This is a genomic window from uncultured Tyzzerella sp., assembly GCF_963558545.1.
Lineage (GTDB): Bacteria > Bacillota > Clostridia > Lachnospirales > CAG-274 > Tyzzerella.
Window position 1 is genome coordinate 1 of record NZ_CAUWHO010000048.1, and the last position, 15,906, is coordinate 15,906.

Genomic DNA, 15,906 nt, shown 5'->3' on the forward strand with positions numbered 1-15,906 from the left:
TCACGATATATTTTATATATCGCGTTGTGTTTGTTATTCAATTTTCAATGTACAAGCACTCGTTAACTTGAGTGCCTATAAATAATAACATAACTAGATATTTATGTCAACACTTTTTTTAATTTTTTTTATTTTTTTAAATTAATATATAAAATTACACAAAAATCTATAATATACTAATTTATATATCGGTTAATATCATTAAAGTCTATACTTGGGTGCATAGCTATATTAATAGCATTAGCTATTATCTTTGCAAGTCTTTCTATTGTAGCATCTACCTCTTTTGGTGTAACAAATAAATTACCTGTATAAGGATTTAAAACATTGTTAATAAGATTATATTTTTCTTCTTTATCCAAATCTTTTAACATTTGATAAAATTCTTTACCACCTTTTATCTCATTTACTAGACTATCTATCATTAAATCTATTGTATCATTAACTAAAGTTCCTGCATCTACAACTGTAGGTACACCAATAGCTATAACAGGTACTCCCAATGTTTCTTTATTTAAAATTTTTCTTTTATTACCCATACCACCACCTGGAGCAATACCTGTGTCTGACATTTGTATAGTAGCGTTTATCCTAGATGTTTTTCTAGTAGCTAAAGCATCTATTGCTATTACTATATCTGGTTTTAGTCTATCTACCACACCTTTTACAATCTCTGCTGTTTCTATCCCCGTTATCCCCATAACACCTGGTGATATAGCACTAACTGGCCTTACACCTTTATCTATTTCTTTTGGTAATGTATCTCTTATATGCCTTGTAACTAGTACCTTTGATATAACTTTAGGCCCTAGTGCATCTGGAGTTACATTCCAATTGCCAAGACCTACTATTAATATAGTAGAATTTTCATTTAGGCTACATAATTTTATAAGATTTTTACTAAATATATCTGTTATTTTTTCGTGTGTTATTACGTCATTTTCTTTCATTGCCTCGCTCTCTATAGTAACATAGTTTCCTATAGGTTTACCCATAGTTTCTTGTCCTTTTTCATTTTTTATATTTACCCAAGATATTTCTATATCATCTACATTATCTACATATAATTCTACTCCCTCTATATGATTGTCATCTGTTTCTTGTGTTAGCATTTCTGTAACTTCTATTGCCAAATCCGTTCTTATGGAATAATTTTTCATATATTTACCTCCAGTTAAAGTTTTGCACAAAAAAGTTGATAACTTGTTTATAACTTGTACTTTTAAACATAATTTATCAACATTTCAACTATATATAGTGTTTATATTAATATTTTATACTATATAATTGTTGATAACTTTTAATAATTAAACTTATATGTTTATCTTTTCAAAAAAAATTTTTATTATACGTCTTGACTTATTTTTAATTTTATTTTACAATTATATGGTGTTTAATTCCGACAATAATAAGTAGTATCTAGCTTATTATTGTGGTCCGTCCGACAATATTTTACCCTCTAATATTATATTGTTAAATTATTTTTATAAATCTAGGAGGAATTTAAAATGGCAAATATTAAATCTGCTAAAAAACGTATTTTAGTTACAGCTAAAAAAACAATGAGAAATAAAATGATTAAATCTAGTGTTAAAACTGCTATTAAAAAAGTTTTAACAGCTAACAATAAAGAAGAAGCTAAAGTAGCTCTTGTAAATGCTACTAGAGCAATTGACAAAGCTTGCTCTAAAGGTATCTTCCACAAAAACACAGCTTCTAGAAAAAAATCTAGACTTACTAAATTAGTTAATAAAATGGCTTAATTTATATATTTTAAATAATATGTTATTTAAAATATAAGTATAAACTAAATAAAAAGGGAATAACTAAAAGTTATTCCCTTTTTATTTAGTTTATACTTATAGACCAAGTGTTTTCATATTCTTTACTAGCATCTAAACATATAAGGCTATCTTGTTTTTCTATATCTTCTATTATGCCACCTCTACCTGGCAAAGATGTCCAAGGCTCTATACATACAAAATCTACATTTTCTTTAGGTGTATGCCATATACCTAAATATGTCATATTTTCGTATTTTACATAAACACTTTTATCATCTTTATCTGATTTTAATGTAACACCTTTTGATAAATTATCTAGTATTAAAGCATCATTATCAAAAAGACTATGTGTAAGATTTAATATTTTGTTATCTTTTAATGGAAAAGCCTCTTTATGTGTTACCAACCCTATTTGCGACACTCTTATATTATTAGGGTTAAAACAATTATCAAACTCTAAATAATAATCTTCAAAATTTAAGCTCCTATTTATTGGTGTTATAAATCCAGGGTGTCCACCTATTCCAAAATACATTGGTTTACTATCTTTATTTACTACTTTAGATGTAATAAATAAAGTATTATCTTTTATTTCATATGTTATAAAATAATCAAATACGAAAGGATAATTTTTTAATGTATCTTCGTTAGATGTCATTTTAAATATTATTTTATTATCTTCTGCTTTATCTACTATAAAATCTGTATGTCTGGCTAACCCGTGGCTACCCATTTCATAAGCTTTACCTTTATAAGTATATTTTCCCTCTTGCATTCTACCTATAAAAGGAAATATATTAGTAGCTCTATTTTTCCAAGATTTTTCATCACCTTGCCAAAGGTATTCTACATTATTTTTTTTAATAGACTGTAATTCTGCTCCAAAAGAGCTTATTTCTATATTTAAAATATCATTTTTTATAGTATAGTTCATATTATTCCCTCCTATAATATTTGAAGCCCTATTCTTTCTGCCTCTTCAAGCATTTTATGTGGCCATAAAGAAGATTGTACCTCACCTATATGAGCTTTTCTTAAAAAGAACATACAAAGTCTGGATTGTCCTATGCCACCACCTATTGTATAAGGTAGCTCTTTATCCAATATTGCTTTTTGAAAAGGCATATTTTTACGCTCATTACAATTTAATATATTAAGCTGTTCTAACAAAGAATTTTCATCTACTCTTATACCCATAGAAGATAGCTCTAACGCTATATCTAAAACAGGGTAATAAACAAGTATATCTCCATTTAAGCTCCAATCATCATAATCTGGTGCTCTGCCATCGTGCTCTTCACCATTAGATAATTTTCCACCTATTTGCATAAGAAAAACTGCTCCTTTTTCTTTACAAATAAGATATTCCCTTTCTTTTGGTGTTTTATCTGGATACATATCTAAAAGCTCTTGTGATGTAATAAAAAATATTTCTTTAGGCAATATTTCTTCTATATAATCATATTGTATAGCCATATATTTTTCTGTATTTTTTAGAGCTTTATATATTTTCTTTACTGTTTCTTTTAATGTATCCATATTTCTTTCTTCTTTATCTATAATCTTTTCCCAATCCCATTGGTCTACATAGATAGAATGTGTATTATCTGTGTCTTCATCACGTCTAATTGCATTCATATCTGTATATAGCCCTTCTCCTTTAGAAAAACCATATTTTTTAAGAGCATACCTTTTCCATTTTGCAAGAGAATGTACTATCTCTGCTTCTTCATCGTTATGCTCTTTTATACCAAAGGAAACAGGTCTTTCAAATCCATTAAGGTTATCATTAAGCCCAGATTCTGGTTTAACAAAAAGTGGTGCTGTAACACGTAATAAATTTAAATTTTTTGATAAAGAATTTTGAAAAAAATCTTTAACTGTTTTTATACCTATTTGTGTGTTATAAAGATTTAAATTTGATTTATAATTTTCTGGCACTAATCTTTCCATATGTAATCCTCCATTTTAATTAATATATCTATGATACCCTAAAAACTGTTTATTTACAAGAAATTTATAGTATTTTTAAATATTTTTATTAAATACAATTAAGATATGACTTATATTTTTAAAGGGGAAATTATATACGGTTTTTTGTATTAATTTTCCTTTTAAAAATATTTAGGAATATCTGTTTTTTAATTCAACGTATTAAAAAAATTGATTATTTCATATTTTTTACTATGTCTAACAATAAATCTAATACAAAAGTCATCGGCTTCTCATCTACTATATCTATATTATCATATAATCCATTATGTAATGTATCCATAAATTTAAGCTTAGTATTTATTAGCTCTTGTGATGGCTCTATTCCATTTATCTCACAATCTATAATTTTATATATTATATCTAAATCTTCTTTTGGTACAACTTGTATATGTATATTAGGTATATTTTCATTTTCAAAACTTCTATCATCTGACCCTGGATTTATCTTTATTGTTTTTATATAATCTTTATCTAGTATACTCTCATTTAATATATTTAGCTTATACAATTTTTGTATATTTGTTTCTGTTCCTACTATAACAGTATCTCCAAAGCCACAAGTGTCTATATTTATCATAGCCTCTATATTTTGTTTACCTATTTCTTTAATATACTGCTCGCTACCTCTATCTGCATATTCTTCTCTATCAAAAAATACTATATCTATATTTTTATTTATACCATTTTTACATATATATTTTACGACTTGTATTAATATAGCTACTCCTGTTGCATTATCATTTGCCCCTGTGCTTCCTTCTAGGTTATCATAATGTGCACCTATTACTAGCTTTTTATCATTATTTTTATTAAAGCTAACTATTATATTTTTTACATAATTATCTCCTATTTTTCTATTTGTTAAAGTATACTCTATACTATTTTTATCTAATATTTCCATTAAAGCATATCTTCTTTTATTGATATTATCGCTTGCTATACATTTTACATTATTTAACACAGTACTCCCTCCTTTTATATTATCTCTACTTAAACTTATGAACTATAATAACATATCAAATATTTGTTTTCAATAATTTATAAAATAAAAAAAAGGCTATAATACTGTCCATTTTTTACGGACTTATTAATAGTCATAGCCTTTTTATCTATTTACATATTAGGTTTTAAATCAAGTGCTTTTGTAGGACAATTTAAAACACAAGTTTTACAACGAATACAAACACTATTATCAATGTTCCAGTTTTTATCTTGTGTAGAAACAGATATTGCATCAACTGGACATTTCTTTTCACATAAAGAGCAATAAGTACATTTATCTTGGTTATGTGATATATGCCCTCTAGCTTCAAGTTTATTTCTTAATATTTTAATTTGTCCTATTTTTCTTATTAAGTTTCCCATAATATAATTCTCCTGTATTAAATAAGTTATATAATTAAGTTTTCCAATAAACTATTTTATGTTATAATAATTATATTTACTTGGAATAAATATAATTGTACTTAAATAATGTTTCCTTGTCAACATAATTTTTACATACAATATATTATGCACCTTCATAATAAAATCATTAATAAATACTAGGAGGAATAATTTGGACACATTAGAAAAAAAGATTATAGCCGAAATGCATATTTTATTTGCAAAAGCTAAAGAAAGAAAATATTTAGCTGATGAAAAAACTTTAAATGAAGTAATTAAAAAAAATTATAATTTAGATTATATCTCCATTACCGAATTTTATATAATATCATATATTGGAAAAGAAGAAAAAATTAATGGTATTAACCTTTCAAAAAAAGTTGGTATGACTAGAGGTGGTATTTCTAAAGCTATATCTAGCTTAACAAAAAAAGACCTTATTATATCTTATAAGGATACTGAAAACCAAAAGAAAATTTATTATAAATTAACACCTTTAGGAAAAATAATTTATGAAATACACAAATGTAAAAATGAAGAAAGAAACAAACAAATTATTAATAAAATTAGTCAGTATAATGAACAAGAAAAAGACACAATAATAAAATTTATAAAAGATATGCAAAGCTTTTTAACATAAAAAATAGATAGTTATAAGAGGTTGTATAAAAAGTATACAATCTCTTATAAAAATAATAATAACTATCATTTATGATATGGTTCATTTTTTAGTATTCTTTCGGCTCTATATATTTGCTCAAGCAATATAACACGCATAAGCTGATGTGGAAAAGTCATTTTAGAAAAACTAAGCTTAAAGTTTGCTCTATCTATTACATTTTTATGTAACCCTAAAGACCCACCTATAACAAAAGATATATGGCTTATGCCTTTATTTTTATTTTCTTGTATAAAGTTAGCTAGAGATACGCTGTCAAGCTCTTTACCATCTATACATAAAGTAATTACAAACTCGTCTTTTATATTTTTTAGTATTTTTTCTCCCTCTTTAAGCTTTATATTTTCTTCATCTGCTAAGCTCAAATTTTCTGGTGCTTTTTCATCTGGTAATTCTATTATATTAAGCTTTATATATTTAGATAGCCTTTTACAGTATTCATCTATTGCCATTGTAAAATATTTTTCTTTAATTTTACCTATACATATTATAGAAACTTTCATATTCTCTCCTTAAAAATAAATTAATTATATAATCAATTTTTTGAATATCCTGTATTCAAAAACAGATATTCCTATATATTTTTATTCTTGAAAATTAATACAAACAACCGTATATAATTTTCACTTTAAAAATATAAGTCATATCTTAATTGTATCTAATCAATTTTTTGAATACCCTTTATTCAAAAACAGATATTCCTATATATTTTTATTCTTAAAAATTAATACAAACAACCGTATATAATTTTCACTTTAAAAATATTAGTCATATCTTAATTGTATCTAATCAATTTTTTGAATACCCTTTATTCAAAAACAGATATTCCTATATATTTTTATTCTTAAAAATTAATACAAACAACCGTATATAATTTTCACTTTAAAAATATTAGTCATATCTTAATTGATATAAATAAAAGGTTTCTATATATAGAAACCCTTATTAAATAATCAACTATTCTTCAACTTTTATAAGTTCTGTTATGCCATAAGGCTTTGCTATATGTAAATTAACATCTTTTTCTGCTTTTATACCAAATTCATCTAAGATATTAGCCACTGTTAAATAAGCTAAATCTGGTGTATTATTATCTTGGCTTAAATGCCCTAAAAATACATTTTTTAATTTATCATTCATAACACAAGCTAATAGCTTACCACAAGTTTCATTTGATATATGGCCATATTTACCTAATATACGTTCTTTTAAAGCATATGGGTAATTACTTAATTTTAGCATATTTACATCGTGGTTACTTTCTAAAACAAGTGCAGAGCAGTGCCTTATATTTTCTATTACATTTCTAGTTATATGTCCCATATCAGTTGCTACACACACTTTTATACCATTATATAAAATACTATAACAAACAGGCTCTTTTGCATCGTGAGGTACTTCAAATGGACGTATAAAAATATCATTTAACAAAATTCCTTCATCTTTATATACAATTTTTTGGTTATGTTTTGATATTTTTCCTACTTTTTGTGGCATATTACTCCAAGTGCCTTCTGTTGCATAAACTGGTAAATTATATCGTCTAGATATAACACCAACACCATCTATATGGTCTGAATGTTCGTGAGTTACAAATATTGCATCTATATCTTCTAAAGATAAATTTATATCTTTTAATGCACTTTCTATCTTAGTTCCACTAAGGCCTGCATCTATTAGTATTTTTGTATCTTTTGTACCTATATATACACTATTTCCCTTGCTACCACTACCAATAGTAGAAATTTCTATAGACATATTATTCATTTATCCTTTTTATATCTGCACCTAAAGATTTTAATTTGTACTCAACTTTTTCATAGCCTCTATCAATATATTTTGTATTGGAAATAACTATTTCTCCCTTAGAACGAAGCCCTGCCAAAATCATAGCTGCTCCTGCTCTTAAATCTGTTGCTCTAACTTCTCCACTTTCAAAATAGTCTATACCATTTATAGTAGCTACTCTACCATCTAAGGATATATTAGCACCTAATTTTTTAAGCTCTTCTACATACTGAAATCTATTTTCCCAAACATTTTCTGTAAGGGTGCTTGTACCCTTTGCAACAGATAAAAGAGTTGTCATTTGTGGTTGTAAATCCGTTGGAAAACCAGGATATACCATAGTTTTAACATTTGTAGCATTAAGGTTTTTGTCAGATTTTACTCTAATAAAGTCATCGCCTTCTTCTATTTCACAACCCATTTCTATAAGTTTAGCTACTAAAGAATCCATATGTTTTGGTATTATATTTCTAACACAAACATCTCCGCCAGATATAGCAGCAGCTATCATATATGTACCAGCTTCTATTTGGTCTGGTATTATAGTATATTCTCCACCGTGGAGCTTTTCTACCCCTGTTATTCTAATAACATCTGTACCAGCACCAGTAACCTTTGCTCCTAACATATTTAAAAAGTTTGCTGTATCTACAACATGAGGTTCTTTTGCAGCATTTTCTATAACTGTAACACCTTTTGCCAAAACAGCTGCTAACATAATATTTATAGTAGCTCCAACACTAACCATATCTAAATATATATTTGCACCTTTAAGATTTGTACCATCTAATTTTACTATATTATCTTCTACTACTACATCTATACCAAGAGCCTTAAATCCTCTTATGTGTTGGTCTATTGGCCTTGACCCAAAATTACAACCACCAGGAAGTGCAACCTCTACCTTTTTAAATCTACCAATTAAAGCACCCATTAAATAATAAGATGCTCTTATTTTTGTTACATCATCATTTACAGCTATAGAGCTTTCTATATTAGTAGAATCTATTTTTAATGTATTTTCATTTAATAAATTACATTTTATACCTAAGCCTTCTAAAGTTTTTACAAAACTTGTAACATCTTCTATACAAGGAAGATTTTCTATAACAGAAACACCTTCTGCTATAATGGCAGCTGGTATTATAGCAACAACTGCATTTTTAGCACCACTTATAAAAACTTCTCCAGACAATCTATTTTTACCCGTAACAACAAGTTTTTCCATTATTTTTCCTTACACCTCACAATTAATTAAAAACATTATTTTATTATAACATTATTCTTAAAAATATAAAAGTATTTTTTTATCATTTATATACAATTTTTCTACTTTTATATTTTAAGTTGTTGATTTTAAAATTTAATTATTGTAAAATATAACTGAATATTTATTTTTTATGTATAAAGGAGAAAATATGAAGACAAAAAAGTATCAACTTAAAGACAACCGCATTATTTTATTATTATTTTTTACTTGCTTTTTTATATATTTTTCTGTATATCTTGGTAGACTAAACTATTCTGCTGCTATGCCTGCTATGTTGGAAGCTAGTATATTTACAAAAATTCAAGGTGGACTAATAAGCACTCTGTTCTTCTTTACCTATGGAATAGGACAACTTGTTGGTGGATTTTCTGGAGATAAATTTTCCCCTCAAAAGCTAGTTTTTATAGGAATATTTATGGCTGCTATAACTAATATATCTATGGGATTTTTAAATAATTACATATATATGGCTATATTTTGGTCTATAAATGGTTTTTTTCAAGCTTTTATATGGTCTGCTATGGTAAAATGTATTTTAAAATACATAGATAATAATGTTACAACTAAGCTATGTTTTTATTTAAGTATTTCTGGTTCTGTTGGAACTATAATTGTGTACATTTTAACAGCATCTATTCTATCTCAAAAAAGTTGGCAATATGTTTTTATTATTATAGGTATTATACTATTAGTAGTAAGTATCATTTGGATTATAGTATATAAAATAGTTGATAAAAACGCTAAAAATAAAGGTATAGAATACATAGTAGAAGATTCTAAAGAAGATAATATAAAACATAATATAAAAGATACCAAAAATGAAAAATTTAACTGGTTTAATATAATAATATCATCAGGCATTATATTTTTATTATTTTGCCTTGTTGTACAAGGAACTTTAAAAAATGGTATTACATCTTGGGTACCTGTTTATGTATACGAAACTTATAATATTGGTGATGATATGTCTGCTTTAAGCACAGTTATTATACCTATATTTAATATATTTGGGGTATATTTTGCTTCTTTAGCTAATAAGGTATTTAAAGATGAAATTAAATCATCTGCTTTATTTTTCTTATTATGTGCTATAAGTTTATTTATACTATACACTTTTTCTGGTAAAAATATAGTTATTTCATTACTAATGCTTGCTATATCTACTACTGCTATGACGGCTGTTAATACATTACTTTTAGTTGTACTTCCTATAAATTTTGAAAAAATTAATAAAAGTGCATCTATCTATGGTATACTAAATTCATCTGTTTATGTTGGTACAACTATATCTACATATGGCATTGGTACACTATCTGACGATATTGGTTGGACAAAAACTATTATGGTATTAATAATCCTTGCTATAATATCTCTTATTGTGTGTATGTCTATTATAAAAAAATGGCAAGATTATAAATTAAAAAATCTATAAATAATAAAGGAGAATTATTATGGATAAAAAAATCTATTTATTATCAAAAGAAGGAAACTTTTACAAATCTAACCTACATAGTCATACAACATTTTCTGATGGAGCTTTAACTCCAGAACAATCAAAAGAAGTGTATAAAAAACAAGGTTATTCTATAATAGCTTTTACAGACCATAGAATTTATAAAAATCATAACTACTTAAATGATGAAAATTTTTTAGCACTTGTTGGCTATGAAGTTGATATAAATGAAAAAGGTAAAGACTGGAACTTTGCAAAAACATACCACATTAATTTATATGATACAAATCCACAAGAAAATATAAACTTAAAAGAAAAAACACCTCTACCAGAACAAGACTATAATAATATTGAAAGCATTAATAAATATATAAAAGATATGAAAGATTTAGGGTTTATAGCTTGTTACAATCACCCTTATTGGTCTTTACAAAACTATGATGACATAAAAAATTTAAAAGGACTTTGGGGTATGGAAATATATAATCACGGTTGTGAGCAGTATGGTTTGTATGGATATAATCCACAATCTTATGATGAAATGCTAAGGCTTAATAATAAAATGTACTGTGTATCAACTGATGATAACCACAACCACGAACCTTTTGACGACCCTATATGCGATTCTTTTGGTGGGTTTACTATGATAAAAGCTCCTAGCCTTACATATAATGATATAATAAAATCTCTTTTAAATGGTAATTTCTATTCATCTATTGGGCCTCTAATAGAAGAAATGTATATAGAAAATGATACTCTATATGTAAAAACTAGCCCTGTTGAAAAAATATTTGTTATAACTAAAGGTAGAGATTGCTATAAAAAAATTGCTAAAAAAGGAGAAACTATAACAGAGGCTTCCTTTAAATTAAATGGTAATGAAGGTTTTATCCGTTTATCCATAAAAGATAGTAATGGTTTATATGCAAGCTCTAATGGTTATTTTTTAGAAGATTTAAAATAAAAATTTATAATATTTAAAAATAAAAGCTAAAGAATTTTGTCTTTAGCTTTTATTTTTAACACATATAAATATCCATTTTTAATACTACATATTCAAAATTTTAAGATATATCTTACATCTTTTCTGGTGCGTTTATCCCTAAAAGGTAAAGCCCATTTGCTATAACAGTTTTAGTAGCATATACTATTGCAAGTCTAGAGTTTTTAAGCTCTGTTTCGCTATTTTTTATATTGTTTTCATCATAAAATTTATTAAATGCTTGGCATATATTTACTAAATGTCTTGTAATAATAAATGGTTCGTATTTATTAGAAGCATCTACTATTTTATCTGGGTATTGGCTTAATAATTTTACAAGTTCAAAAGAAAATTCATCACATATTAGGCTATAGTCTATATTTTTTAATAAATCTTCATTAAAATTTTCTTTTTTTAGTATGCTACAAGCTCTTGCGTGTGTATATTGAACATATGGTCCTGTTTCTCCTTGAAAATTTAACATTCTCTCAAGGTCAAAAACAACATTTTTAACACGAGAGTTAAATAAATCATTAAATATAACTGCACCTATGCCTACATCTTTAGCTATTTTTTCTTTATTTTCTAAGTTAGGGTTTTTTTCTTCTATAATACCTCTAGTTTTTTCTATTGCGTGGTTTAAAATATCTTCCATTAAAACAACGTGTCCTTTTCTTGTAGAAAGCTTTCCGTCATTTAAACTAACTAATCCAAAAGGTATATGCACTAAATCTTTTGCCCAATCATACCCCATAATATCTATTACTTTAAACCATTGTGCAAAATGTAAATTTTGGTCTAATGCAGTAATATATAAACATTTTTCAAAATTATATTCTTTTTTTCTATAAAAAGCAGCTGCTATATCTCTAGTAGGGTATAATGTACCACCGTCACTTCTTAAAATTAAACAAGGTGGCATATTATATTGCTCCAAATCTACTATTTTTGCCCCTTCGCTTTCTACTAAAATATTTTTTTCAAAAAGTTCATCTACAACTGCTTGCATTTTATCATTATAAAAGCTTTCCCCAGCATAAGAATCGAAAGAAATATTTAACATTTTATATACTCTTTCAAATTCTTTCATACTAATATCACAAAACCACTTCCAAAGCTCTAATGCTTCTTTATCCCCCTCTTGCATTTTTACAAGCCATAGCCTTGCCTCATCTTCTAAAGCAGGATTTTTTTCACTTTCCTCGTGAAACTTAACATATATTTTGCTAAGCTCTTTTATATCATCTTTTTCTACAAGCTCTTTATTCCCCCACTTTTTATAAGCAACTATTAATTTTCCAAACTGTGTACCCCAGTCACCTAAATGGTTAATCCCCACTACATTATATCCTAATTTTTTATATATTTTATAGAGAGAATTACCTATAACTGTTGAACGTAAATGTCCTATATGAAAAGGCTTTGCAATGTTAGGTGAAGAATAGTCTATAACAACTGTTTTATCTTTTCCCATATCATTATTACCAAAGTTATCTTTTTCTTTTAAAACATTATTTAATACTTTTTCTACATATATAGATTTACTAACATAAAAATTTATATAGGCATTCACCACTTGTATATTAGATATAAATTCTTTTTTTTCTATTTTTTCTGCAAGCTCACTAGCTATAATATTAGGAGCTTTTTTCATTGTTTTTGCAAGTTTAAAGCAAGGAAAAGCAAAATCTCCCATATCAGAGTTTGGTATTTCTATAAGGCTTAATATTTCATCTTTTTCTAAATCTGTAACATTACTTATTAATAATGCAATTTGTTCTTTAAAATCCATTTTATCCTCCTATCATTCAATAAATACTTTTATAGCATTTGGCATATTTTTTATAGTTATAGGCAACATTGGGCCTTTTTCTCCGTCTAAGTCGCAATATACTTCTTCTAAACTTTCTATTTTTATTTGTTTATCTGTAAAAAATAATATTTTATCGTGTTCTAAATATTCTCCTTTTAAATATTTTATGGCAACACTTGGTAAATTTGCTATTCCAACATTTTTAAACCCTACAAAATCAAACAACCCATCACTTATAGATGCTGTTGGAGATAAGTTTTTTATACTACCTGTTCCAGAGCTATTTAAAACTAAAAATAAGTCAAACTTATCTTCTATCACTTCTTTAGAATTAGTTATTTTTAAATTTATAGGCCTATAGGTATGAATGTCTTGTAAAGCTGCTATATAATACCCTAGCTTGCCTAAAGCCTCTTTAAAATTTTTATCTATTTTTTCGCTAACATTTGCAAAAAGTCCACCAGCACAAACATTTATAAAATATTGTTCATTACAAAGCCCTACATCTACAGACACTGTTTTATTGTTAGCTATTATTTTACAAGCGTCATCTGGCTCTTTAGGTAGCCTTAAAAATCTAGCAAAGTCGTTTGCTGTACCAGATGGTATTATAGATATAGGTATATGGTTTAAGTTATATTTCATAAGGCAGTTTAAAACAATATTTATAGTTCCATCTCCACCAGATATTATAAAAGCATCATAAAAATCTTTTTGTATATATTTTAAATGATTTTCTATATCCCCCTGCTTTGTACTTCTAAACATATGCACTTCATAACCTGCTTCTTGAAGATTGGTAACATATATATCTAAATCAAATTTAAAGGTTTTATCTCCAGAATATGGATTATATATTAGTTTTATTTTTTTCATAAAAAACTCCTTCCATTTAATATAGATTAAACAAAGTTTTCTTACTATATAATAACATATATATGTACTAATTTCAAATATATATTATTATTAAATATTTTAAAAACTATAAAACTTTTTTAAATTTACTACGTTTTTATTTATAAGAAAATAGAAAAGAGGTGTATTTATTATGACAAATGATACTAACTATAAAGTTTGTAGTGGGTGTGGTAGTCTTGTAGATAATGTATTTAATGTTAAAGCTAATGAGCTTTGTAAAACTTGTGTAGAAAAAAAGCTAGAAGAAAAAGAAAATATAAGCCCTTTAGGCACTTTTATGTGTAGTCTAATACCTGGTGTAGGACAAATATTTTTAGGAAAAAAACAAAAAGGATTATTTTTATTAACTAGTTTTATATTAAATTTATTTTTATTTTTATTATCATTTTTTCTTATAGAAATATTTTTTTATTTCTACCCATTTCAATTTATATTTAGTTTAGTAGCTATTATTTGCGTTATTTTAGATTGTTTAATATATCTTTATAGCTTGTTTGATTCTAATATTTCAAGAAAATATATAGAAAATAATAATTATATAGATGGTTTTGTAGATAAATTATCATATAAATTTTTAAAATTTAAAAATAAAAAAGCTTTAAAAGAAAAAATTATAGATAAAAGGTTACAATAGGAGGTAAATAATATGACTTGTAAATATCATAACAATTTAAAAGCAACTAATACTTGCAGTGTTTGTGGAGAGTGGATATGTGAAAACTGCGTACTAGAGGTTAATGATAGAATATATTGTAAAGATTGTTTAAAAGAAAAATTTAAAAAAGAAAAACCATTAAATGGACATAGTGATTATACATCAGAGAGATATACTGGTACAAGGCTATATAAAAGTGGATTTTTAACATTTATATTAGCTTTTATCCTACCTGGCACAGCACAAATGTATTTAGGCTATATGAAACGTGGGCTAACACTATTAGCTGTTTGTATGTTAGGATTTTATATAGATGCTTTTTCCCCTTTAATATTATTAACTTATGTATTTAGTTTATTTGATGCCTTAAAATTAAAAAATAATTTAGAAAGAGGTATATATCAAGAAGATAATATAAGTGATATTAAAAAGTTTTTGTTAGAAAATAAATTTTTTATAATTATTTTAATGTTCCTTATAATTATACCTATGATAATTAATTTTTTTAATAAAATATTCTATCAACTATCATATATTTACTCAGATACACACAAAGTTATTAATTTAGATTTATTAGATTTTTTTCAAGATACTTTAACAGCTATATTAGTTATTTGTTTATCATTATTTGTCATTAAATGCTTTAAAAAAAATAAAAAAAATATTGAAAAGATAGAAATAAAACCAACTAATACTGATAATAAAAATAATAAATAATACTTAAAAGGTTAGATATATCTCTAACCTTTTAAGTTGTAGACTTTGTCTATAACCTCTTCAAAAAAATAACAAGTTTATTTTTTTGAGATACTGTAAGAAAAAAGCTAGATTTCTTCGCACAAGGGCTAAAACCACTAGAAATCTAGCTTTTACACAATCCAAGGCAAAGCATCGTATTGTGATTAAAATTTTTATACCCTATAAATAGGATATAAAAATGAAAAAATTTACTTTACACTATTTGTCTACAATCTGTGAGGTTAGATATATATCTAACCTCTTTTATTTATATCAATTAAGATATGACTTATATTTTTAAAAGAAAAATTATATACGGGGTTTTGTATTAATTTTTATGTATAAAAATATATAGGAATATCTGTTTTTGAATATCAGTATTCAAAAAATTGATATACTCAATTAAGATATGACTTATATTTTTAAAGTAAAAATTATATACGGG

Annotated in this window: 16 protein-coding genes; 6 read left to right on the forward strand and 10 right to left on the reverse strand. The window is 25.7% G+C overall.

The features are described 5' to 3' along the window. Nucleotides 1-176 precede the first annotated feature (176 nt). Entirely contained in the window at nucleotides 177-1,160 is a 984-nt protein-coding gene (gene gpr / locus R5Z65_RS07920; RefSeq protein WP_317368358.1) for a GPR endopeptidase, read from the reverse strand. A 348-nt stretch (nucleotides 1,161-1,508) separates the two neighbouring features. Between gpr and rpsT the strand changes: the two genes are divergently transcribed. Beyond that, nucleotides 1,509-1,763, forward strand: a complete 255-nt coding sequence (gene rpsT, locus R5Z65_RS07925; RefSeq protein WP_317368359.1) for a 30S ribosomal protein S20 — start codon at nucleotides 1,509-1,511, stop codon at nucleotides 1,761-1,763. A gap of 85 nt (nucleotides 1,764-1,848) precedes the next feature. Here the strand turns inward: rpsT and R5Z65_RS07930 are convergent, their stop codons facing one another. From R5Z65_RS07930 to R5Z65_RS07945, 4 genes are all read right to left on the reverse strand, one after another. Then, entirely contained in the window at nucleotides 1,849-2,718 is an 870-nt protein-coding gene (locus R5Z65_RS07930; RefSeq protein WP_317368360.1) for an aldose 1-epimerase family protein, read from the reverse strand. A gap of 11 nt (nucleotides 2,719-2,729) precedes the next feature. Then, a complete protein-coding gene (asnA, locus tag R5Z65_RS07935) occupies nucleotides 2,730-3,737 on the reverse strand; it encodes an aspartate--ammonia ligase (RefSeq protein ID WP_317368361.1) in 1,008 nt (335 codons plus the stop codon). Between the two features lie 214 nt (nucleotides 3,738-3,951). After that, complete coding sequence (locus R5Z65_RS07940) at nucleotides 3,952-4,740, reverse strand: M28 family peptidase (RefSeq protein ID WP_317368362.1); 789 nt, start codon at nucleotides 4,738-4,740, stop codon at nucleotides 3,952-3,954. 152 nt (nucleotides 4,741-4,892) lie between these two features. Continuing rightward, a complete protein-coding gene (locus R5Z65_RS07945; protein ID WP_317368363.1) occupies nucleotides 4,893-5,144 on the reverse strand; it encodes a 4Fe-4S binding protein in 252 nt (83 codons plus the stop codon). Between the two features lie 193 nt (nucleotides 5,145-5,337). Here R5Z65_RS07945 and R5Z65_RS07950 point away from each other — a divergent pair, with 193 nt between their 5' ends. After that, the gene (locus R5Z65_RS07950; protein WP_317368364.1) at nucleotides 5,338-5,805 is read left to right on the forward strand and encodes a MarR family winged helix-turn-helix transcriptional regulator; all 468 of its coding nucleotides are present in this window, start codon (nucleotides 5,338-5,340) and stop codon (nucleotides 5,803-5,805) included. 65 nt (nucleotides 5,806-5,870) lie between these two features. On the opposite strand, the gene rlmH is transcribed toward R5Z65_RS07950, so the two are convergent. The 3 genes from rlmH to R5Z65_RS07965 form a co-directional block, all read right to left on the reverse strand. Then, nucleotides 5,871-6,347 (reverse strand): 23S rRNA (pseudouridine(1915)-N(3))-methyltransferase RlmH, encoded by a 477-nt coding sequence (rlmH, locus tag R5Z65_RS07955; RefSeq protein ID WP_317368365.1) that lies wholly within the window; start codon nucleotides 6,345-6,347, stop codon nucleotides 5,871-5,873. A gap of 454 nt (nucleotides 6,348-6,801) precedes the next feature. Then, nucleotides 6,802-7,611, reverse strand: a complete 810-nt coding sequence (locus R5Z65_RS07960) for an MBL fold metallo-hydrolase (protein WP_317368366.1) — start codon at nucleotides 7,609-7,611, stop codon at nucleotides 6,802-6,804. Further along, complete coding sequence (locus tag R5Z65_RS07965) at nucleotides 7,604-8,860, reverse strand: UDP-N-acetylglucosamine 1-carboxyvinyltransferase (protein WP_317368367.1); 1,257 nt, start codon at nucleotides 8,858-8,860, stop codon at nucleotides 7,604-7,606. Before R5Z65_RS07965 ends, R5Z65_RS07960 begins: the two co-directional genes overlap by 8 nt. Before the next feature lie 190 nt (nucleotides 8,861-9,050). Here R5Z65_RS07965 and R5Z65_RS07970 point away from each other — a divergent pair, with 190 nt between their 5' ends. Beyond that, nucleotides 9,051-10,334 (forward strand): MFS transporter, encoded by a 1,284-nt coding sequence (locus R5Z65_RS07970; RefSeq protein ID WP_317368368.1) that lies wholly within the window; start codon nucleotides 9,051-9,053, stop codon nucleotides 10,332-10,334. A 19-nt stretch (nucleotides 10,335-10,353) separates the two neighbouring features. Further along, nucleotides 10,354-11,319 carry a PHP domain-containing protein gene (locus R5Z65_RS07975; RefSeq protein WP_317368369.1) on the forward strand — a complete coding sequence of 322 codons (966 nt, stop codon included), beginning with the start codon at nucleotides 10,354-10,356 and terminating at the stop codon, nucleotides 11,317-11,319. Nucleotides 11,320-11,431: 112 nt separating this feature from the next. Here R5Z65_RS07975 and argS read toward each other — a convergent pair whose 3' ends face one another. Then, nucleotides 11,432-13,129, reverse strand: coding sequence for an arginine--tRNA ligase (gene argS / locus R5Z65_RS07980; protein WP_317368370.1), 1,698 nt, complete (start codon nucleotides 13,127-13,129; stop codon nucleotides 11,432-11,434). Nucleotides 13,130-13,141: 12 nt separating this feature from the next. Beyond that, nucleotides 13,142-14,026: a YegS/Rv2252/BmrU family lipid kinase gene (locus tag R5Z65_RS07985; protein ID WP_317368371.1), complete on the reverse strand. Its 885-nt coding sequence runs from the start codon at nucleotides 14,024-14,026 to the stop codon at nucleotides 13,142-13,144. A gap of 172 nt (nucleotides 14,027-14,198) precedes the next feature. Here R5Z65_RS07985 and R5Z65_RS07990 point away from each other — a divergent pair, with 172 nt between their 5' ends. Together R5Z65_RS07990 and R5Z65_RS07995 are read left to right on the forward strand one after the other, a co-directional pair. Then, complete coding sequence (locus R5Z65_RS07990; RefSeq protein ID WP_317368372.1) at nucleotides 14,199-14,702, forward strand: hypothetical protein; 504 nt, start codon at nucleotides 14,199-14,201, stop codon at nucleotides 14,700-14,702. A 12-nt stretch (nucleotides 14,703-14,714) separates the two neighbouring features. Further along, nucleotides 14,715-15,440, forward strand: coding sequence for a hypothetical protein (locus R5Z65_RS07995; protein WP_317368373.1), 726 nt, complete (start codon nucleotides 14,715-14,717; stop codon nucleotides 15,438-15,440). Nucleotides 15,441-15,906: the final 466 nt, after the last annotated feature.